The following is an 18,947-nucleotide window of genomic DNA, read 5'->3' on the forward strand; positions in this document are numbered from 1 at the left end:
TCCTCCCTGACTCCCGCCACCTTGCTGCCCATGCCATGATGCATCCTGTTCGCGAATCAGGATGCCCATGCGCGTATTCAGTGTTCCATCGTCGGCGCCGTTTCTGCGCACGGTCATCACGGCGCTGGTCGATGGCGATCTGGTCGAGGGGTTTTCCGCGCGTAGCCATCCCGAGCGACTGGCAGAGGCGACGCTCTATCTGCCGACCCGCCGCGCCGGGCGCATGGCCCATGAAATCTTCCTCGACGTGCTCGGCACCGACGCCGTCCTGCTGCCGCGCATCGTTCCGCTCGGCGACGTCGACGAGGACGAACTGGACTTCGCGCAGGCGATCTCGCCGGATGCGCTGGACCCGCTCGACATGCCGCCCGCGCTGGACGGGTTGCAGCGCCGGCTGCTGCTGGCGCAGCTGATTGCCGCCTGGGCCAAACAGCTCGCGCCCGGCGATCCCACGCAGGCGCCGCTGGTGGTCGGCGGCCCTGCTTCGACGCTGGCTTTGGCTGACGATCTGGCGCGACTGATGGACGACATGGCGACGCGCAAGGTCGACTGGAGCGCGCTGGACGGGCTGGTGCCGGACGCGCTCGACAAATACTGGCAGCTGACGCTGCAGTTCCTGAATATTGCGAAAGAGGTCTGGCCGCCCATACTCGCTGCGCAGGGCGCGATCGAACCGGCGAGCCGGCGAGATCTCCTGATCGACGCAGAAGCAAAGCGACTGCTGGCCCATCAGGGCGGCCCGGTGATTGCCGCAGGCTCCACCGGTTCGATGCCGACCACGGCGAAATTCCTAAAAGCCGTCGCTGAACTTCCACATGGCGCGGTGGTGCTGCCGGGCCTCGATACGGATCTCGACGACGACGCCTGGAAACTGATCGGCGGCATCAAGGATGCATTCGGTCACACCACATCGTCGGCCTCCAACCATCCGCAATTCGCCTTGCACGGATTGCTGGAACGCCTCGGCATTACCAGGCGCGACGTCGCACAACTCGGCAAAGCGGCGCTACGCGGCCGCGAGTTGCTGGCCTCCGAGGCGATGCGGCCGTCCAACGCCACCGCGCAGTGGCACCGCCGGCTCGCCGAGCCCCTGGCAATGCAGAAGATTGCCGACGGCATGCAGAACCTCGCGGTGATCGCCGCTGCCAATCCGGAAATGGAAGCGCTGGCCATCGCGGTCGCCATGCGCGAGGCGCACGAACTCGGCAAGTCGGCGGCGCTGGTGACGCCCGACCGCGCGCTGGCGCGGCGGGTGATGGCGGCGCTCGGCCGCTGGAACCTGAGCTTCGACGATTCCGGCGGCGACGCGCTGACCGACACCTCGACCGGCATTTTCGCGCGGCTCGCTGCCGAGGCCGCCGCCGAACAATTGGAGCCGGCGACCTTGCTGGCCCTGCTGAAACATCCGCTGCTGCGCCTCGGCAAGGCCGCGAGCGCATGGAAGGCGGCGATCGAGACGCTGGAGCTGGCGCTGCTGCGCGGCACACGGCCGGCTGCGGGCTGCAACGGGCTGGCGCAGGACTTTGCAAAATTTCGCGACGAACTCGGCAAGCTGAAACGCCGCGAGATCTCGATGCTGCATGCTTCGGAGCCGCGCGCCCGGCTCGATGATGCCGCACTCGACCAGGCCGCGGCCCTGATCGCGACGCTTCGCGACGCGCTGGCGCCGCTGGAGAGCATTCACCCGTCGAAGCCGGTGGATTTTTCCGATGTCGCCCGATGCCATCGGACCGTGCTCATGGCGCTGTCGCGCGATGACCAAGAAACGAGTGTCGCTTTCGAGGGACGCGAAGGAACGGCGCTGACTGCGGCGTTCGACGATCTTCTCGTCTTTGAGATCGTGGAAACAGAGTCGGGCGAAGAGAAGAGACTGCGGCTCAGCGGCCTGACGGTGCAGCTTCGCGACTATCCCGAGGTCTTCCAGACGGCGTTCGCCGACCGGGTGGTGCGACGCCCGGAGGTGGCCGATGCCAGCCTGCGCATCTACGGCCCGCTGGAAGCGCGGCTGACGCAGAATGATCGCGTCATCCTCGGCGGCCTCGTCGAAGGCATCTGGCCGCCGTCGCCGCGGATCGATCCGTGGCTTAGCCGCCCGATGCGGCACCAGCTCGGCCTCGATCTGCCGGAGCGCCGCATCGGCCTGAGCGCGCACGACTTCGCGCAGCTGCTCGGCGCCGACGACGTGATCCTCAGCCACGCGGCCAAGGTCGGCGGCGCGCCGGCGGTGGCATCGCGCTTTCTGCATCGGCTCGAAGCCGTTGCCGGCGCCGAGCGCTGGAAAGCGGCCGTCGCGGCGGGCGACAAATATGTTCAATACGCCGACGAACTGGACCGCCCGCTCGATGTGACGCCGACCGCACAGCCGATGCCGAAGCCGCCGCGCGAAGCGCGCCCGCTGCGGCTGTCGGTCACCGCCATCGAGGACTGGCTGCGCGATCCCTACACCATCTACGCCAAGTTCATCCTCAAGCTGGCGCCGCTCGATCCCGTCGACATGCCGCTGTCGGCCGCCGACAGGGGTTCGGCGATCCACGATTCGCTCGGCGATTTCACGCAAGCCTACAGCAAGGCGCTGCCGGACGATCCGGCCGCTGTGCTGCGCAAAATCGGCGAAGGCCACTTCGCGCCGCTGATGACGCGACCGGAATCGCGGGCGCTGTGGTGGCCGCGCTTCCTGCGCATCGCCGACTGGTTTGCCCGTTGGGAGACCGACCGGCGCATCAATGTCGCCGGCATCGACGCCGAAGTGCGCGGCGAGATTGCGATCCCGCTCGCAGGCGACCGCGTCTTTTATCTGTCGGCTCGTGCCGACCGCATCGAGCATCGCAACGACCGCACCTTCGCGATCCTCGATTACAAGACCGGCCAGCCGCCCACCGGCAAGCAGGTTCGCATGGGCCTGTCGCCACAGCTGACGCTGGAAGCCGCGATCCTGCGTGAAGGCGGCTTCAAGGGCATTGCTGCCGGTGCCTCGGTCAGCGAACTCGTCTATGTCCGGCTCAGCGGCAACAATCCGCCCGGCGAGGAGCGCGTGCTCGAACTGAAGATCGAGCGCAAGGACGAGCCGCAATATCCCGACGAGGCCGCCGACGAGGCGCGCGCCAAGCTCGAAGGCCTGATCCGCAAGTTCGAGAACGAGGCGACGCCCTATGCCTCGCTGAACCTGTCCATGTGGTCGAACCGCTACGGCAGCTACGACGATCTCGCGCGGATCAAGGAATGGTCGGCCGCCGGCGACGCCGGAGCCGAATCTTGAGCGGCCCGCGCACCATTCCCGACGCCGCGCGCGCCAAGCAAGCGCTGGCGTCGGATCCCGGCGCCTCGGTGTTCGTCTCGGCCAATGCCGGCTCCGGCAAGACCTATGTGCTGGTCAATCGGGTGATCCGGCTGCTACTCGACGGCGTGCCGCCGGAAAAGATCCTGTGCGTCACCTTCACCAAGGCTGCCGCCGCCAACATGGCGGAGCGGGTGTTCAGCAAGCTCGGCCACTGGGTGAGCCTCGACGATACCGCGCTCGACGCCGAGATCCGCAATGCCGGCGTCGGCAAGCTCGATAGCAGGATGCGGATGCGGGCGCGCGAACTGTTCGCCTGCGCGCTGGAGACGCCGGGCGGGCTGAAGGTGCAGACCATCCACGCGCTGTGCACGCGGCTGCTGCAGCAGTTTCCGTTCGAGGCCAATGTCCCGGCGCGCTTCAGCGTGCTCGACGACCGCGACCAGAACGAGATGATGGAGCGGGCGTCATTGGCGGTGCTGCTGCAGGCCGCCGCCGCGCCGGACAGCGGCGAGGGCCGCGCGCTGGCGATCGCCATGACCTCGGCCGCCGACGTCACCTTCCGCGACGTGGTGCGCGAGGCCTCGCTCAGCCGCGACCAGTTTCTCGCCTGGATCGCACGCGCCGGCTCGACCGACGCGGCGATGGCGCAACTGACTGCAGCACTCGGCGTGGCGGCGGACGATTCCACCGAAGCCGTAGAGCTGGACATCGTCGATGGACCGCATCTGCCGCGGCGGCGCTGGAAAGACGCGGCGGGGATATTTGCCGGTGGCACCAAGACCGACAACGACCAGGCCGGCCGTCTGCGCACGGCGCTGGACTTCCACGGCGCAGCGCAGGTCGACGAATATCTCCGGGTGTTCTTCACCGCCAGCATGGAGCCGCGCAAGGCGCTCGCCACCAAGAAGATCAATGACGGCCATCCCAACCTTGCCGCCACGCTGAAGAACGAGTGCGAGCGTCTGTCCGGCCTGCTGGCGCGCCGCCGCGCGGTGGCCATGCGCGAGCGCACCCAGGCGCTGCTGGTGATCGCCGGCAATGTCGCCGAGAACTATCGCCGCGAGAAGAACGAGCGCGGCCTGCTCGACTATGATGACCTGATCGACAGGACCCTAGCCATGCTGGACAACGTGTCCTCGGCCTGGGTGCATTTCAAGCTCGACCGCGGTGTCGACCACGTGCTGATCGACGAGGCGCAGGACACCAGCCCGCGACAGTGGGACATCGTCACCCATCTGATCTCCGAATTCACCACCGGCGAAGGTGCGCGCGACGGCGTCAAGCGCACCGTGTTCGCGGTGGGCGACGAGAAACAGTCGATCTTTTCGTTCCAAGGCGCCGTTCCCCGCGAATTCGCCGACCGCCGGCAGTATTTCAAGACGCGGTTCGAGGCTGCCGGCCTGAAGTTCGATCCCGTGGCCTTCACCTATTCGTTCCGCTCCGGTGCGGCGATCCTGCAGTCCGTCGATCATGTGTTTCGCGACGAGGCGATCTATCGCAGCATTCACGCGGAGAACGCCTATCCGATCCACGAGTCGCTCGCCGACGCCGGCCCCAGCCTGATCGACCTGTGGGAATTGCAGCAGCCCGATGAGCGCCAGGATCTCGAAGGCTGGCAGGCGCCATTCGATGCGGTCTCCGAGACCAGTCCCGAAGTGAAGCTGGCGCGCCGCGTGCAAGCGGAGATCAGGACGTTGATCGCCGAGGGCACCGAAACCGGCGCCATCGGCAAGCGGCGACGCTTGCGCTATGGCGACATGCTGGTGCTGGTGCGCCGCCGCGGCAAGGCCTTCAATGCTATCATCCAGGCGCTGAAGCATGCCGGCATTCCGGTCGCCGGTGCCGACCGGCTGAAGCTCACCGAACATATCGCTATCATCGACCTGATGAATCTGGCCGACGCGCTGCTGCTGCCGCAGGACGATCTGGCGCTGGCGACAGCCTTGAAGAGCCCGCTGTTCGGCCTCGACGACGACGACCTGTTCAAGCTGGCCTGGGATCGCCCGGGCTCGCTGCGCGCCGCCCTCGATCACCACGCCGCCGGCGACGGCAAGCTCAACGGCGCGCTCAAACGACTTGCGGCCTGCGAGCGGCGCTTCGCCGGCGAAACGCCGTTTTCGTTCTATGCGTGGCTGCTCGGCGGCGACGGCGGCCGCGCAAAATCCTGCGCCGGCTCGGCCACGAGGCCAATGACGCACTCGACGAATTTCTCGAACTGGCGCTGGGCTATGAGCGCAAGGCGCCTGCCTCGCTGCAGGGATTTGTCGCGTGGCTGCGCGCCGCCGACACCGAGGTAAAGCGCGACATGGAAATCTCGCGCGACGAGGTCCGCGTCATGACCGTGCACGGCGCCAAGGGGCTCGAGGCGCCTGTGGTGTTCCTGGTCGACACCACCTCGTCGCCGGCGGATTCGCAACGTCTCAACCTGATCCATCTGCCGCAGGGCAATGCCGCGCCGAACACGGCGGGCGTGGTGGTGTGGGCCGGCAAGAAGGCCGACGATCCGCCGGCCGTGGCGACCGCCCGCGCCGCGATGATCGAGGAGACCGAGGACGAGTATCGCCGGCTGCTCTACGTGGCGATGACCCGCGCCGCCGACCGGCTGATCGTCGGCGGCTGCATGCCGGGGAACCGCAACGAAGTGCGGCCGCTGTCGTGGTACGACCTGATCTGCAAAGGGCTGGAGAATTCCGGCCTGCACATGCAGACGGTGCCGCCGCCGGACGGCGTGGTGAAACGCTATTCGCGGCTCGAAGACGCCACGCCGCCGCCGGGAACCACGACGGCCGCTGCGGCTGTTGCGCCGATCGCGCTGCCGGCGTGGCTGCGCGCGCAAGTCACCGCCGAGCCGCGCCGCGACCATGTGCTGCGGCCATCGGAGTCCGACGCCGGCGAGCGCCGTCTCAAGAACGGCGAATCCGATCAGGAACGCAAGATGGCGTTGCAGCGCGGCACGCTGGTGCACCGACTGCTGCAATCGCTGCCGGATGTGGACATCGCACGCCGCAGCGATGCCGCTTTGCGCTTCCTGGCCCGCAACGCTGCGGACTGGAGCGACAGCGCGCGCGCGGCGCTGGCCGCGCAATTGCTGGCATTGGTCGACGACGCCCGCTTTGCGCCCTGTTTGCACCGGGCAACCGCGCCGAGGTGGCGATCGCCGGCCGGCTCGGCCCGCGCAAACGAATCGTCTCCGGCCGGATTGACCGGCTGGCGGTGACGCCAAGCGAGGTCTGGATCGTCGATTACAAGACCAACCACGCGCCGCCACGCAAGGCGACCGAGGCGCCGGACAGCTATGTCAGCCAGTTGGCCCAATATCGCGCGGTGCTGGCCAGGCTTTATCCCGACAGGCCCGTCCGGGCCGCCCTGCTCTGGACCGAGAGCCTTGAAATGATGGAGATTTCTGCCCCCGCGCTGGACGCAGCACTGCTCACCATCATCTCGCCGTGAGCAAACCTTGACCCGGCAAGGGTGCGTTCATAGGTTGGATGCATCATCCCAGCGCGATTCATCCGACGCGCTCTCTCACCAACAGAACGAGGAATACAATGGCCGTTGGCAAGGTTTCTGACGCCGATTTCGAAGCCGAAGTGCTCAAGGCGACCGGCCCGGTGGTTGTCGATTTCTGGGCCGAATGGTGCGGCCCCTGCCGCATGATCGGACCGGCGCTCGACGAGATTTCCACTGCCATGGGCGACAAGGTCACGATCCTGAAGCTCAATGTGGACGAGAACCCGAAGACCGCCTCGAAATACGGCGTAATGTCGATCCCGACCCTGATGATCTTCAAGGGTGGCGAGATGGCCTCGCGCCAGGTCGGCGCCGCGCCGAAGCAGAAGCTGCAGCAGTGGATCACCGCTGCGGTCTGATCGCTTCCCGCTGATTGTTTTGACGGCCGGTGACCATGTCGCCGGCCGTTTTGTTTGCGCAGACCTCATCCTGAGGGCCTACGGACTGTTTGCCTCATCCTGAGGAGCGGTCTCTTGACCGCGTCTCGAAGGATGGCCGCAAGCTCGGCGCGCAATATCTCATGGTTCGAGACGCGCGAAGACGCGCTCCTCACCATGAGGGGCAGCGTCTCTCAGAATCCTATCGGATCCAGCCCGTCGCCAGCGCACTGGCCCATTCGGGCCGTCCATTGTGCCGCGCCAGTCTGGCCATCGCATCGTGATCGTAGGGCACCTGGCGAAACGTCACCTGCCAGCCATCGCTGCCGCCGTCGAGAATGGCGTAACTCGCATCCGGCGTGCCGGTTTCCATGATGTGGGGAAACGGCGCCACGTCGCGATAGCCGGGGCAACCGACGCTACCGGGATTGACGATCGTCCTGCCGTCGCGAAGTTTTACCGCGCGCGGAATGTGGCTGTGGGCGCACAGGATCAGTGACTGTTCGATGCCCTTGGCCTTGTCCTCGATGCCCTCAATACTGGCCATGTGCATCACGCCGTCGGGCGTCACCGCTTCGAGCCAGTAGGTGTTATCGTCGGAGGGCGTTGCGTGACAGAGATAGACGCTGTCGCGATAGACCGTGGCGAACGGCAGCGCACGCAGCCAGTCGAGATGCTTTTCTTCCAGCTGGCCATGAGAAAAGCGGTCGGACGGATACATGTCCTCGGGCTTATGGTCGGTGAGATATCGGTCGTGATTGCCGCGCACACATGTGGCATCGAGGCCCATCATGATGTCCAGCGTGCGCCGCGCATCGAGCGGGCCGCTGGCCATGTCGCCGAGATTGACGATGTCGTCGATGCCCTGACCGCGGATATCGGCGAGCACGGCCTGCAGCGCCAGATAATTGCCGTGGACGTCGGCGATCGCAGCAAAGCGCATCGTTTCTCCCCGAGAGTCTATGTCGGCGGCGTGCCGTTTTCCGCCAGCACATGGCCGGCGAGATAGAGCGAACCGGTGATGAGGATACGCGGCGGCACTTCGTAGGCAAGCTTGGTCAGCGCATGCAGCGCCGCTGCGACGCTCGCAGCGGTCTCGATCCGCATGCCGAGATGGCGCGCGGCGTCGCTCAGCGCATCCAAGCCCATGGCGCCGTCGCGATCCGGGATCTTCACCGCGATGATATGCCGCGTTAACCCGGCGAAGTTGGCGAGAAAGCCGCCGGCGTCCTTGTTAGCCATCATGCCGACGATGACCACCAAAGGCCGCGACACCCGCTCCTCGAGATCCCCCAGCGCCGCGGCCACGATGCGGCCGCCGTCGGCATTGTGGCCGCCGTCGAGCCACAGCTCGGCATCGGCCGGCGCCATCTCCAGCAGCTTTCCGGATGTCAGACGCTGCATCCGCGCCGGCCACTCCGCGCGTGCTATGCCAGCCTCATAGGCAGTCGGGTCGATCCTGAAATTGTCCAACGCTCGCAAGGTCGCGATCGCCAGACCGGCGTTATAGAATTGATGCCGCCCGAACAGTTTTGGCGCGGCCAGGTCCATCAACCCGCGATCGTCCTGATAGACCAGCCGGCCGCGCTCAATGCTGACATGCCACTCCTGCCCCGCCGAATGCAGCGGCGCGTACATGCGGCGGGCCTGCTGCTCGATGATCGCGGTGGCCTCGGGCAGTTGCTCTGCCATGATCACCGGCACCCGGCGCTTGATGATCCCCGCCTTTTCGGCGGCGACCTTCATCAGCGTATCGCCGAGAAATTCGGTGTGATCGATGCTGATGGGCGTGATGACACAGGCGGCGGGCGTCTCGATCACGTTGGTCGCATCCAGCCGGCCACCGAGGCCGACCTCGAGCAGCACCACATCGGCCGGATGCTGCGCGAACAGCAACAACGCCGCCGCGGTCTCGATCTCGAACAAAGTGATCGGCGCGCCGGCATTCAGCCGTTCGCAATGCTGCAGCGTCGCCAGCAGCTCTTCGTCGCTGACCAGCACGCCGCCGCCAATCTGGCCGAGACGAATGCTCTCATTGATCCGCACCAGATGCGGCGAGGTGTAGACATGGACGCGCAGGCCGGCGGCCTCGAGGATCGCGCGCAGAAAAGCGATGGTCGAGCCCTTGCCGTTGGTGCCGGCGACATGGACGACCGGTGGCAGCTTTCGCTCGGGATGATCGAGCTGTGCCAGCAATCGCTGCATCCGACCCAGATCGAGATCGATGCGCTGCGGATGCAGCGTCGACAGCCGGGCCAGCAGGTCGTCGAGGGGCGTGGGGCGCCCGACGGCAGGAGTACTCACGCGTGGGGCGCAGCCGGCACGGCGTCCGGGCTGGCAGCGATCTCGGCCGGAATGGTGATGGGCTCCAGCGCCGGACGCGGCGGCGACACGGTTTCCACCGCCGGCGACTTGGTGAGGATACGGCACAGCCGCGCCAATGTCGGCTTCAGATCGTGGCGGTGCACCACCATATCGATCATGCCGTGATCCTTCAGATATTCAGCGCGCTGGAAACCTTCCGGCAGCTTTTCACGAATCGTCTGCTCGATCACGCGGGCGCCGGCAAAGCCGATCAGTGCGCCGGGCTCGGCGATCTGGACATCGCCCAGCATGGCGTAGGAGGCAGTGACGCCGCCAGTGGTCGGATTGGTCAGCACCACAATATAGGGCAGCCCAGCCTCGCGCAGCATCTGCACGCCGACGGTAGTACGCGGCAATTGCATCAGCGACAGGATGCCTTCCTGCATGCGCGCGCCGCCGGAGGCCGCGAACACGATGTAAGGCGATTTCTTTTCGACCGCGAGCTCGAAGCCGCGCACCAGCGCTTCGCCGGCGGCCATGCCGAGCGAGCCGCCCATGAAGTCGAAATCCTGCACCGCAACGACGACGCCGGCGCCTTCCAGCTTGCCGTAACCGACCTTGACGGCATCATGCAGGCTGGTCTTGGTGCGGGCGTCCTTGATACGATCGACGTACTTGCGTTCGTCACGGAATTTCAGCGGATCGGCGGTCACCTCGGGCAGCGCGACGTCGAACCAGGTCTCGTTGTCGAAGATCGACTTCAGCCGCGCGGTGGCGCTCATGCGCATATGATAGTTCGAGCCGGGGATGACGAACTGGTTCTGCTCGACGTCCTTGTAGAACACCAGCTGCCCGGTATCGGGGCACTTGATCCACAGATTCTCCGGGGTCTCGCGGCGCAGGATGCTGCGAATTTTCGGCCGGACGACGTTGGTTAACCAGTTCATCTCGATCTCCGCGTCGCGTGGGGCGTCGCACTCGTTATATGGCTGCCCGATCGGGGGCGAACAACCCGCTATTCGAGCCGTTCTATCGGCTGCAATTGTGGCTTATTCCGCGGCCTGCGTGGCGCTGTGAACACCCTGGGCCAGCGCCGACACCAAGTCGGCCACGGCACTCACGGTGGCCGCGGTGGCGCGGTCCTCGGAATCCAGCGTGGCGCGCAGCGCATCGATCAGCGCCGAGCCCACCACCGCGCCATCGGCATGCGCAGCGATATCGCGTGCCGCGTCCGGCGTGCGGATGCCGAAGCCGACGCAGACCGGCAGGCCGGTGTGACGCTTGATGCGCGCAACCGCGGCGCCGACATCCGCAGATTTGGCGCTGCCGCTGCCGGTGATACCGGTGATCGACACGTAATAGACGAAGCCCGAGGTATTTTCGAGCACCGCCGGCAGCCGCTTGTCGTCGGTGGTCGGCGTCGCCAGCCGGATGAAGTTCAAGCCGGCCTTCATCGCCGGCAGGCACAGTTCGGTATCTTCTTCCGGCGGCAGGTCGACGATGATCAGGCCATCGACGCCGGCGGCCTTTGCATCGACGAGGAACTTGTCGACGCCGTAGATATAGATCGGATTGTAGTAGCCCATCAGCACGATCGGCGTGGCGTTGTCGTCCTTGCGGAAGGTGGCAACCAGCGCCAGCGTCTTCTTCAGGGTGGTGCCGGCCTTCAGCGCGCGCAGGCCGGCGGCCTGGATCGCCGGGCCATCGGCCATCGGATCGGTGAACGGCATGCCGATCTCGATGATGTCGGCGCCGGCCTTCGGCAACGCCTTGACGATCTCCAGCGAGGTGGCGAGATCGGGATCGCCGGCCATCACGAACGTCACGAACGCCGCGCGGCCTTCGGTCTTCAGCTGGGCGAAGCGGGTGTCGATACGGGTGGTCATGACTGCTTCGCGCCCTTCAAAATTTCCGCCACCTGCGGAATGTCCTTGTCGCCGCGGCCGGAGAGATTGACCACCATCAGGTGATCTTTCGGCAGCTTCGGTGCGAGCGCCATCACCTTGGCGATAGCGTGCGCCGGCTCCAGCGCCGGGATGATGCCTTCGAGTTTCGACAGCAGCTGGAAGGCGGCAAGCGCTTCGTCGTCGGTGGCCGAGAGATAGGTGACGCGGCCGGTTTCGTGCAGCCAGGAATGCTCCGGGCCGATGCCGGGATAATCGAGGCCCGCCGAGATGGAGTGGCCTTCCTGGATCTGGCCGTCTTCATCCATCAGCAGATAGGTGCGGTTGCCATGCAGCACGCCGGGGCGGCCACCGGCGATCGACGCCGCATGCAACTGGGTCAGGCCGTGGCCGGCCGCTTCGACGCCGAAAATCTGCACGGTGGGATCGTCGAGGAAGGGATGAAACAGGCCCATCGCGTTGGAGCCGCCGCCGATGCAGGCGATCAGAGAATCCGGCAGCCGGCCTTCGACCTCCTGCATCTGCGCCTTGGTCTCGGTGCCGATGATCGACTGGAAATCGCGCACCATCATCGGATAGGGATGCGGGCCGGCGACGGTGCCGATGCAATAGAAGGTCTCGTGGACGTTGGTGACCCAGTCGCGCAGCGCCTCGTTCATGGCGTCCTTCAGCGTGCGCGCCCCGGCCTGCACCGGCACCACCTTGGCGCCGAGCATTTCCATGCGGATCACATTAGGCTGCTGCCGCTCGACGTCGACCGCGCCCATGAACACGATGCATTCGAGCCCGAAGCGGGCGCACAAAGTCGCCGTCGCCACGCCATGCTGGCCGGCGCCGGTCTCGGCGATGATGCGCTTCTTGCCCATGCGGCGCGCCACCATGATCTGGCCGAGCACGTTGTTGACCTTGTGCGAGCCGGTGTGATTCAGCTCCTCGCGCTTGAAATAGATTTTTGCGCCACCGAGGTGATTGGTCAGGCGCTCGGCGAAATACAGCGGGGAGGGACGGCCGACATAGTCCTTGAGATAGCCATTCATCTCAGCCTGGAAGGCCGGATCGGCCTTGGCATCCTCATAGGCCTGCTGCAAATCAAGGATCAGCGGCATCAGGGTTTCGGCGACAAAGCGGCCACCGAAAATGCCGAAATGACCGCGATCGTCAGGGCCGGAGCGAAACGAATTGGGCAATGCTGAATTCATGGGGTCATCAACTCTTCGCTGGCGCGCGCGGCGCGGATGAAGGCGCGGATCATGTCGGGATCCTTGATACCGGGCGCGCGCTCCACGCCGGAAGAAATGTCGACGCCGCCAGCGCCCGTCACCCGCACGGCTTCGGCGACGTTGCTGGCATCGAGGCCGCCGGACACCAGGAACGGCAGCTGCAGCTTGAGGCCCTCGAGCAGGTGCCAGTCGAACGCGGCACCGAGGCCGCCGGGGCGCGTCGCGTCCTTCGGCGGCTTGGCGTCGAACAGAATGCGGTCGCACACCGCGGCATAGCCGGGCAGCGACGCCAGATCGGCGGCGGTTTCCACCGCGATCGCCTTCATCACCGGCAGGCCGAACTTCTGCTTGATGTCACGGATGCGCGCCACGGTCTCCTTGCCGTGCAGTTGCAGAATCTGCGGCTGCAGTGCGTCGATGCTGTTGGCGAGCAGCGCATCGTCGGCATCGACGGACAGCGCGACCTTGACGGCCCGGCCCTTGGCCTGCTTGCCGAGCGCCCGTGCGGTATCGAGGTCGATATGCCGCGGCGACGGCGGAAAGAACACAAAGCCCACCATGTCGGCGCGGGCCGCCAGCGCCGCGTCGAGAGTCTCGCGCGTCGACAGGCCGCAGATTTTGACGATCAGGGACATGTTCAGGGGACGTCTGCTCAAATTCGGGATCGGGCTGCGCCGCAGCCGATCATGTGGCGCGACGGTGCGGGTTCTACAACGTCGCGTCGTGCTTGTCTCGCCCCGGGAGCCCGTAGGCCGCCCCCTGCGACAGCGGTGCCGGAAGACGCTGCTGCTCGTTGCGCGGCGCAGTTGCGGCACGGACCCGCCAGTCGGCCAGTTCCATCCGCGCCTGCCGGGCATCGGCTTCGTGCAGCCGTGCCGCGCGTCGCCAGTGGCGCTGCCCGAACCAGGTCGCCACGCCGCCGGCCATCACGCCGAGGATCGCCACGGCGATGATGGCGACGAACAGCGGCACGGTGAGGCCGATCGACGGATCGGTCGAATTGAAGGGATCGAAGGACACCGTCACCAGATGACGGTTGGCCACCGCGAACGCGATGAACAGCACACCGAGCGGGATCAGCACCAAAGCTGTGAAAAATTTACGCATCGGCCTCTCTCGCAATGGCGCGACGGATCAGCTTCACGCGCTCGCTTCGGGAGCCCCGGCGTCGCGATTCAGCCGCTCGCGCATTTCCTTGCCGGTCTTGAAGAACGGCACGCTCTTCTGGTCCACCGGCACATGGGCGCCGGTGCGCGGGTTGCGACCGGCGCGGGCCGGGCGATGCTTCACCGAAAAGGCGCCGAAGCCGCGCAGTTCCACCCGGTCGCCGCGCGCCAATGCCGCGACGATCTCGTCGAGGATCGCATTCACGATGTTCTCCACATCCCGCTGATACAGATGCGGGTTGTGCTCGGCGATACGCTGAACGAGTTCGGATTTGATCATCGAGACTGGGACCCTGAAGTGGGAGCAACCATTTCCGTGAAAATGCCTTGCGCTGTCAAGACGCTAAATGAAATCGGGGAGCCTCGAAAACAGGTGACAAACGGCTGAAAAAGATATTCCGACGCGCCCCGGCTGTGCAGCAAGGCAGCGCGAGGCGAACATCGGTTCAATTTGCAGTTGCCGGCCGCCAGAGCGCGAGCATGCCGTCGAGGCTGAGGTGCGCAACCGCCTGATCGAGGCCGCCCTGTTCGACCTGCCGCGCCACGGCGCCGAGACCGACCGCGTCCAGGGCAATGGAGGCCGCCGCGCGCAGGAACGTCAGGTCGCCGAATTTCGGCGCCAGCTTGAAATCACGCACCGGCAGGCCGCTCTTGACCTTCTTCTCGGAAACCAGCCATTCGACCGCGGTTTTTTCGTCGCCCAGCTGATCGATCAGCTTGAGATTGACGGCCTGCCGTCCGGTGAACACCCGCCCATCGGCGACCTTGTCGAGCAGCGCATCGTCCATGCCGCGCCGGGTCTGCACCAGGCCGCGAAACCAGGCGTAGGAATCCTTGACCAGCGATTCCAGCGCGGCGCGCGCTTCCGGGCTGGTGGGCTCGAAGCCGTTGGGCGCGGCCTTCAGCGGCGACGATTTCACTTCCTCGACTTTGACGCCGACGGTCTTCATCAGCTCGCCGAAATTCGGAAACTGGAACAGCACGCCGATCGAGCCGACCAGCGAGCTCTGCTGCGCCACGATATGGTCGGATGCGATGGCGGCGATATAGCCGCCGGACGCGGCGAGGCCCTCGACCACCACCACCATCGGCTTCTTCGCCTTCAGGCGCGTCAGCGCGTCGTAGAGCTGCTCGGAGCCGGCGGTGGTGCCGCCCGGCGAATTGATATGGACCACGACCGCCGCAGCGCCGGACTTCTCCAGCCGCTCCAGCGCCTCGATACGATCGTTGTCGCTGCGGATCAGGCCTTCGATATGGATCCTCGCGATCGAGCCGGAGGCTGTCAGCGCGGTGCCTGAGCGGTTGACGATGAGTCCGGCACCGACCACGGCGACGATCGCCACCAGCACCGCGCTGACGCGCCAGAACGTCAGCTTGCGCCGCATCCGGCGGCGGTCGACGATCACATCGGAATCAAGCGACATCTTGGATCTCCGGGAAGCATTCGCAGGCGGGCCCTTATGGTCCGCACAGCGTTGATTTGCGGTGTCTGGATTACATCAATTGCGACGCAATATGTAGAAAACAAGGTCAAAACAAAGGCCGCAACGAAAAGGGCCCCGGTTTGCACCGGGGCCCTGATGTTTGAAGCCGAGGCTTCGCTTACTTGTCGGTACGCTGCTTGAGCGCGGTGCCGAGAATGTCGCCAAGCGTCGCACCCGAGTTCGAAGACCCGTACTGCTCGATGGCTTCCTTCTCTTCCGCGACTTCCAGAGCCTTGATCGAGACCTGGACCTTGCGGGCCTTCTTGTCGAACTGGATCACCCGCGCATCGACCTTTTCGCCGACGGCGAAACGCTCTGCGCGCTGATCGGTGCGCTCACGCGCCAGTTCCGAACGCTTGATGAAGGTCGTGAAGTCGGTATCGACGATCTGCACGTCGATGCCGGATTCCTTGACTTCGAGCACGACGCAGGTGACGACGGCGCCCTTCTTGACGTCGCCCGGCTCGGCGAAGGGATCGCCTTCGAGCTGCTTGACGCCGAGCGAGATGCGCTCCTTCTCGACATCCACATCGAGGACGATGGCCTTGACCATGTCGCCCTTCTTGAAGTTGTCGATGACCTGCTCACCCGGCTGCTTCCAGTCGAGGTCGGAGAGATGGACCATGCCGTCCACTTCGCCGTCGAGGCCGAGGAACAGACCAAACTCGGTCTTGTTCTTGACTTCGCCTTCGACAGTGGCGCCGACCGGATACTTCTCGACGAACACTTCCCAAGGATTGCGCATGGTCTGCTTGAGACCGAGCGAAATGCGGCGCTTGACGGAATCGACTTCGAGAACCTGCACTTCGACTTCCTGCGAGGTCGAAACGATCTTGCCGGGGTGCATGTTCTTCTTGGTCCAGGACATTTCCGAGACGTGGATCAGGCCTTCGATGCCCGGCTCCAGTTCGACGAATGCGCCGTAGTCCGTGATGTTGGTGACGCGACCGGTGAAGCGCGCGTTCAGCGGGTACTTCGCCTCGATGCCCTGCCACGGATCGTCCAGCAACTGCTTCATGCCGAGCGAGATACGGTGGGTCTCGTGGTTGATCTTGATGATCTTGACCTTGACGGTCTGACCGATGGTCAGCACTTCGGTCGGGTGGTTGACGCGACGCCATGCGATGTCGGTGACATGCAGCAGGCCGTCGATGCCGCCGAGATCCACGAACGCACCGTAATCGGTGATGTTCTTGACGACGCCGTCAATAACCTGACCCTCTTCGAGGTTCTGGACCAGTTCCTGACGCTGCTCGGCGCGGGTTTCTTCCAGCACGGTGCGGCGCGACACGACGATGTTGCCGCGGCGGCGATCCATCTTGAGGATCTGGAACGGCTGCGAGTTGTTCATCAGCGGAGCGACGTCGCGGATCGGGCGGATATCAACCTGCGAGCGCGGCAGGAAGGCCACTGCGCCGTCCAGATCGACGGTGAAGCCACCCTTGACCTGATTGAAGATGACGCCGTGAACCTTCTCGTTGTTGTTGAAGGCCTTCTCGAGCTTGCCCCAGCTCTCTTCGCGACGCGCCTTGTCGCGCGACAGCACGGCTTCGCCGAGCGCATTTTCGATCCGGTCGAGAAACACTTCGACCTCGTCGCCAACCTTGAGTTCGTTTTCGCGGCCGGGCACGGCGAATTCACGCAGCGCCACGCGGCCTTCCGTCTTCAGGCCGACGTCAATGACGGCCATGTCCTTTTCGATCGCGACGACAATGCCCTTGATGACGGAGCTTTCCTGCAGGTTGCCACCTGCGAAGGACTCGTCGAGCATCGCGGCGAAATCGTCGCGTGAAGGATTGTAAGTATCGGTCGAAGCCATTTGTTCTCCAGGTGCGGGTATTGCCGGCAGTCGGGTGAATGGGCGCCTCAAACGCGTAGTGTCGGGGGTCCGCAACCCCTAACGACCGCCCTGCGGAAAATCACAGGAACGGGCCGGCAGCATGACTGCACGATTGAGACGTTGATCATCCGGTGCCAAGGCAGTCGGTCGAAACCGACGTTCAAGACCAGGAGCGGGCTTTCCTCCAATGACGGCAGCGGTTTCGTCTGACTTCGTCCAAATGAACTAGCTCAAACCCGCTGCCGGCCCGCTCGGACGGCCTCGACAATGTCGATGGCGGCCCGGACGCCGCCTTCTATATCCAAATTGGAGTTATCCAGCAAGTATGCATCTGCGGCGGGCTTCAACGGCGCCGTGGCGCGGTTCTGGTCGCGTGCGTCGCGCCGCAGGATATCCTCCAGAATGGCCGCCTCGTCGGCCGCCTCGCCGCGTGCTTTCGCTTCCAGGGTGCGGCGATGGGCCCGCACCGCCGGGTCGGCGACCACAAAAATCTTCACGTCGGCGTTCGGGCAGATCACGGTTCCGATGTCGCGGCCGTCCAGCACGGCACCCGGCGGATCCTCGGCGAAACGGCGCTGGAAGTTCAGCAGCACCTGGCGGACCTGCGGGATCGCCGAAACCACCGAGGCGGCGTCGGCCACCGACTGCGCCCGGAGCGCCGGATCGCCGAAATTCCCGGGGTCGAGCTCCAGAGCGGCCGAAACCGCCAGCATTTCGTCACGAAGGTCGGCGCCGGCGTCCAGCATCGCCTTGGCCACGGCGCGATAGATCACGCCGGTATCGAGATGACGGTAGCCGTAATGTCTGGCGAGCCGCTTGCCCAGCGTGCCTTTTCCGGAAGCGGCCGGTCCGTCGATGGCGATGATCATGTCAGGCAGAAACCTTAAACGGCGAGGGGGAGCGGGCGCGGCGCAGCGGGCGCTCCTCGGTGAAGATGTTGCGCGAGGCGAATTCCGCCGGGCTGGCGAAGGTCAGATATTCGCGCATGGCGTCATCGGCGAAGGGCGAGACATGCCATGCCCGATCGAGATAACGGTCGCTTGCATAAGCCCACAGCGGAACATTTGGAAGCCGATGTTGATGGGCCAGATATTCGGCGACGGCCCCGAATAGCCCTTGCAGGCGCGGATCGCTTAGTGCGGCGGGCTCATCGTTCAGCATCGCCGCACGCTGCGGCCGGCGTTCCGGCCAGATAGAACGCATCGAGAAATTCGGGCAGGGCCTTTGCAAGCGGCTCGCCCGAGGCAATCCGCTCAGCCGCCTGTGCGAGGGTATTGGGGCGCATCGATCACCAAGCCTCCGGCAAAAAGCCTCTTTAGCACAAAGCGTTGCTTGTCGGCATCGGCGGCACTTTTCGGGAAAAACTCCGCCAGGATCTCGATGGCCTGTTCGATCTCGGTGATGCCGAGAACCCGCAGCAGGTGGGCCACATCGGACATGTCCTGCTCGCCTTTGGAAAAATCCGAAATACGGAGCGATTTCAACTTCATCGCCAGCATGTAGCGGGCGGTAGGAATCATAACGCACAGTCCGACGGCTTCACCGCCGCGGGGAAGGTGCCAAACGCCAGAAGATCGCGCTCCGTCCGTTCCAGTGCGCTGAGGTGAAACGTCACCGCATCGTTGAACCAATTCTCTGACCAATCATTTTCGCGCGCGATGCGGGCGACGACGTCCGACAGCCACTCCGGCCACTCCCCGCCGATGTCGGCCGACGTCTTCGGTGGCGAACCGGAAATTGCTCGCCAGCATCAGCGCCGAGCCGCCATAGACCGCGATCTGCAGCCTGGTGCCGGCTGCGACGGCCGCGCGGCCGATCTGGTCGAACGAGTCCAGCAGGGCGTCACGGTCGAAGCCGGTGGCCAT

General features: G+C 65.2%; 16 protein-coding genes and 1 pseudogene. 3 read left to right on the top strand and 14 right to left on the bottom strand.

Annotated elements, in window-relative coordinates; translation table 11 throughout:
- The first annotated feature begins 67 nt into the window (after positions 1-67).
- From addB to trxA, 3 genes and pseudogenes are all read left to right on the top strand, one after another.
- Entirely contained in the window at positions 68-3,256 is a 3,189-nt protein-coding gene (gene addB, locus ONR75_RS00745; protein ID WP_265080957.1) for a double-strand break repair protein AddB, read from the top strand.
- A pseudogene (gene addA, locus ONR75_RS00750) lies at positions 3,253-6,727 on the top strand (double-strand break repair helicase AddA). The gene addB and the pseudogene addA overlap by 4 nt, the downstream one beginning before the upstream one ends.
- Positions 6,728-6,825: 98 nt before the next feature.
- Positions 6,826-7,146 carry a thioredoxin gene (gene trxA, locus ONR75_RS00755; RefSeq protein WP_265080958.1) on the top strand — a complete coding sequence of 107 codons (321 nt, stop codon included), beginning with the start codon at positions 6,826-6,828 and terminating at the stop codon, positions 7,144-7,146.
- Positions 7,147-7,366: 220 nt separating this feature from the next.
- Here the strand turns inward: trxA and ONR75_RS00760 are convergent, their stop codons facing one another.
- The 14 genes from ONR75_RS00760 to ONR75_RS00825 all read right to left on the bottom strand — a co-directional run bounded on the left by ONR75_RS00760 (position 7,367) and on the right by ONR75_RS00825 (position 18,947).
- Positions 7,367-8,107, bottom strand: coding sequence for a metallophosphoesterase family protein (locus ONR75_RS00760; RefSeq protein ID WP_265080959.1), 741 nt, complete (start codon positions 8,105-8,107; stop codon positions 7,367-7,369).
- Between the two features lie 17 nt (positions 8,108-8,124).
- A complete protein-coding gene (locus ONR75_RS00765; protein ID WP_265080960.1) occupies positions 8,125-9,468 on the bottom strand; it encodes a bifunctional folylpolyglutamate synthase/dihydrofolate synthase in 1,344 nt (447 codons plus the stop codon).
- Positions 9,465-10,415: an acetyl-CoA carboxylase, carboxyltransferase subunit beta gene (gene accD / locus ONR75_RS00770; RefSeq protein ID WP_265080961.1), complete on the bottom strand. Its 951-nt coding sequence runs from the start codon at positions 10,413-10,415 to the stop codon at positions 9,465-9,467. Before accD ends, ONR75_RS00765 begins: the two co-directional genes overlap by 4 nt.
- Before the next feature lie 102 nt (positions 10,416-10,517).
- Positions 10,518-11,354: a tryptophan synthase subunit alpha gene (gene trpA / locus ONR75_RS00775; protein ID WP_265080962.1), complete on the bottom strand. Its 837-nt coding sequence runs from the start codon at positions 11,352-11,354 to the stop codon at positions 10,518-10,520.
- Positions 11,351-12,571 (bottom strand): tryptophan synthase subunit beta, encoded by a 1,221-nt coding sequence (trpB, locus tag ONR75_RS00780; RefSeq protein WP_265080963.1) that lies wholly within the window; start codon positions 12,569-12,571, stop codon positions 11,351-11,353. Before trpB ends, trpA begins: the two co-directional genes overlap by 4 nt.
- The gene (locus ONR75_RS00785) at positions 12,568-13,227 is read right to left on the bottom strand and encodes a phosphoribosylanthranilate isomerase (protein WP_265083898.1); all 660 of its coding nucleotides are present in this window, start codon (positions 13,225-13,227) and stop codon (positions 12,568-12,570) included. The genes trpB and ONR75_RS00785 overlap by 4 nt, the downstream gene beginning before the upstream one ends.
- 73 nt (positions 13,228-13,300) lie before the next feature.
- Positions 13,301-13,699 carry a LapA family protein gene (locus ONR75_RS00790; RefSeq protein WP_265080964.1) on the bottom strand — a complete coding sequence of 133 codons (399 nt, stop codon included), beginning with the start codon at positions 13,697-13,699 and terminating at the stop codon, positions 13,301-13,303.
- 33 nt (positions 13,700-13,732) lie between these two features.
- Positions 13,733-14,038, bottom strand: a complete 306-nt coding sequence (locus ONR75_RS00795) for an integration host factor subunit beta (RefSeq protein ID WP_265080965.1) — start codon at positions 14,036-14,038, stop codon at positions 13,733-13,735.
- Positions 14,039-14,204: 166 nt separating this feature from the next.
- On the bottom strand, positions 14,205-15,182 hold the full coding sequence (gene sppA / locus ONR75_RS00800) for a signal peptide peptidase SppA (RefSeq protein WP_265080966.1): 978 nt from the start codon (positions 15,180-15,182) through the stop codon (positions 14,205-14,207).
- Between the two features lie 178 nt (positions 15,183-15,360).
- A complete protein-coding gene (gene rpsA, locus ONR75_RS00805) occupies positions 15,361-17,061 on the bottom strand; it encodes a 30S ribosomal protein S1 (RefSeq protein ID WP_265080967.1) in 1,701 nt (566 codons plus the stop codon).
- Between the two features lie 251 nt (positions 17,062-17,312).
- The gene (gene cmk / locus ONR75_RS00810; RefSeq protein ID WP_265080968.1) at positions 17,313-17,951 is read right to left on the bottom strand and encodes a (d)CMP kinase; all 639 of its coding nucleotides are present in this window, start codon (positions 17,949-17,951) and stop codon (positions 17,313-17,315) included.
- A 1-nt stretch (position 17,952) separates the two neighbouring features.
- On the bottom strand, positions 17,953-18,285 hold the full coding sequence (locus tag ONR75_RS00815) for a hypothetical protein (protein WP_265080969.1): 333 nt from the start codon (positions 18,283-18,285) through the stop codon (positions 17,953-17,955).
- A 50-nt stretch (positions 18,286-18,335) separates the two neighbouring features.
- Positions 18,336-18,602, bottom strand: coding sequence for a hypothetical protein (locus ONR75_RS00820; protein ID WP_265080970.1), 267 nt, complete (start codon positions 18,600-18,602; stop codon positions 18,336-18,338).
- Positions 18,603-18,725: 123 nt separating this feature from the next.
- Positions 18,726-18,947 carry a hypothetical protein gene (locus tag ONR75_RS00825; RefSeq protein ID WP_265080971.1) on the bottom strand — a complete coding sequence of 74 codons (222 nt, stop codon included), beginning with the start codon at positions 18,945-18,947 and terminating at the stop codon, positions 18,726-18,728.

It is taken from the genome of Rhodopseudomonas sp. P2A-2r, assembly GCF_026015985.1.
Lineage (GTDB): Bacteria > Pseudomonadota > Alphaproteobacteria > Rhizobiales > Xanthobacteraceae > Tardiphaga.

Bases quoted from the DNA above. Each gene is read 5' to 3' on its own strand.
- addB (WP_265080957.1), top strand. From the start codon at position 68: ATGCGCGTATTCAGTGTTCCATCGTCGGCGCCGTTTCTGCGCACGGTC.
- cmk (WP_265080968.1), bottom strand. From the start codon at position 17,951: ATGATCATCGCCATCGACGGACCGGCCGCTTCCGGAAAAGGCACGCTG.
- ONR75_RS00790 (WP_265080964.1), bottom strand. From the start codon at position 13,699: ATGCGTAAATTTTTCACAGCTTTGGTGCTGATCCCGCTCGGTGTGCTG.
- ONR75_RS00815 (WP_265080969.1), bottom strand. From the start codon at position 18,285: ATGCGTTCTATCTGGCCGGAACGCCGGCCGCAGCGTGCGGCGATGCTG.
- trxA (WP_265080958.1), top strand. From the start codon at position 6,826: ATGGCCGTTGGCAAGGTTTCTGACGCCGATTTCGAAGCCGAAGTGCTC.
- ONR75_RS00760 (WP_265080959.1), bottom strand. From the start codon at position 8,107: ATGCGCTTTGCTGCGATCGCCGACGTCCACGGCAATTATCTGGCGCTG.
- rpsA (WP_265080967.1), bottom strand. From the start codon at position 17,061: ATGGCTTCGACCGATACTTACAATCCTTCACGCGACGATTTCGCCGCG.
- trpA (WP_265080962.1), bottom strand. From the start codon at position 11,354: ATGACCACCCGTATCGACACCCGCTTCGCCCAGCTGAAGACCGAAGGC.
- ONR75_RS00825 (WP_265080971.1), bottom strand. From the start codon at position 18,947: ATGGCCACCGGCTTCGACCGTGACGCCCTGCTGGACTCGTTCGACCAG.
- ONR75_RS00820 (WP_265080970.1), bottom strand. From the start codon at position 18,602: ATGATTCCTACCGCCCGCTACATGCTGGCGATGAAGTTGAAATCGCTC.
- accD (WP_265080961.1), bottom strand. From the start codon at position 10,415: ATGAACTGGTTAACCAACGTCGTCCGGCCGAAAATTCGCAGCATCCTG.
- sppA (WP_265080966.1), bottom strand. From the start codon at position 15,182: ATGTCGCTTGATTCCGATGTGATCGTCGACCGCCGCCGGATGCGGCGC.
- trpB (WP_265080963.1), bottom strand. From the start codon at position 12,571: ATGAATTCAGCATTGCCCAATTCGTTTCGCTCCGGCCCTGACGATCGC.
- ONR75_RS00785 (WP_265083898.1), bottom strand. From the start codon at position 13,227: ATGTCCCTGATCGTCAAAATCTGCGGCCTGTCGACGCGCGAGACTCTC.
- ONR75_RS00795 (WP_265080965.1), bottom strand. From the start codon at position 14,038: ATGATCAAATCCGAACTCGTTCAGCGTATCGCCGAGCACAACCCGCAT.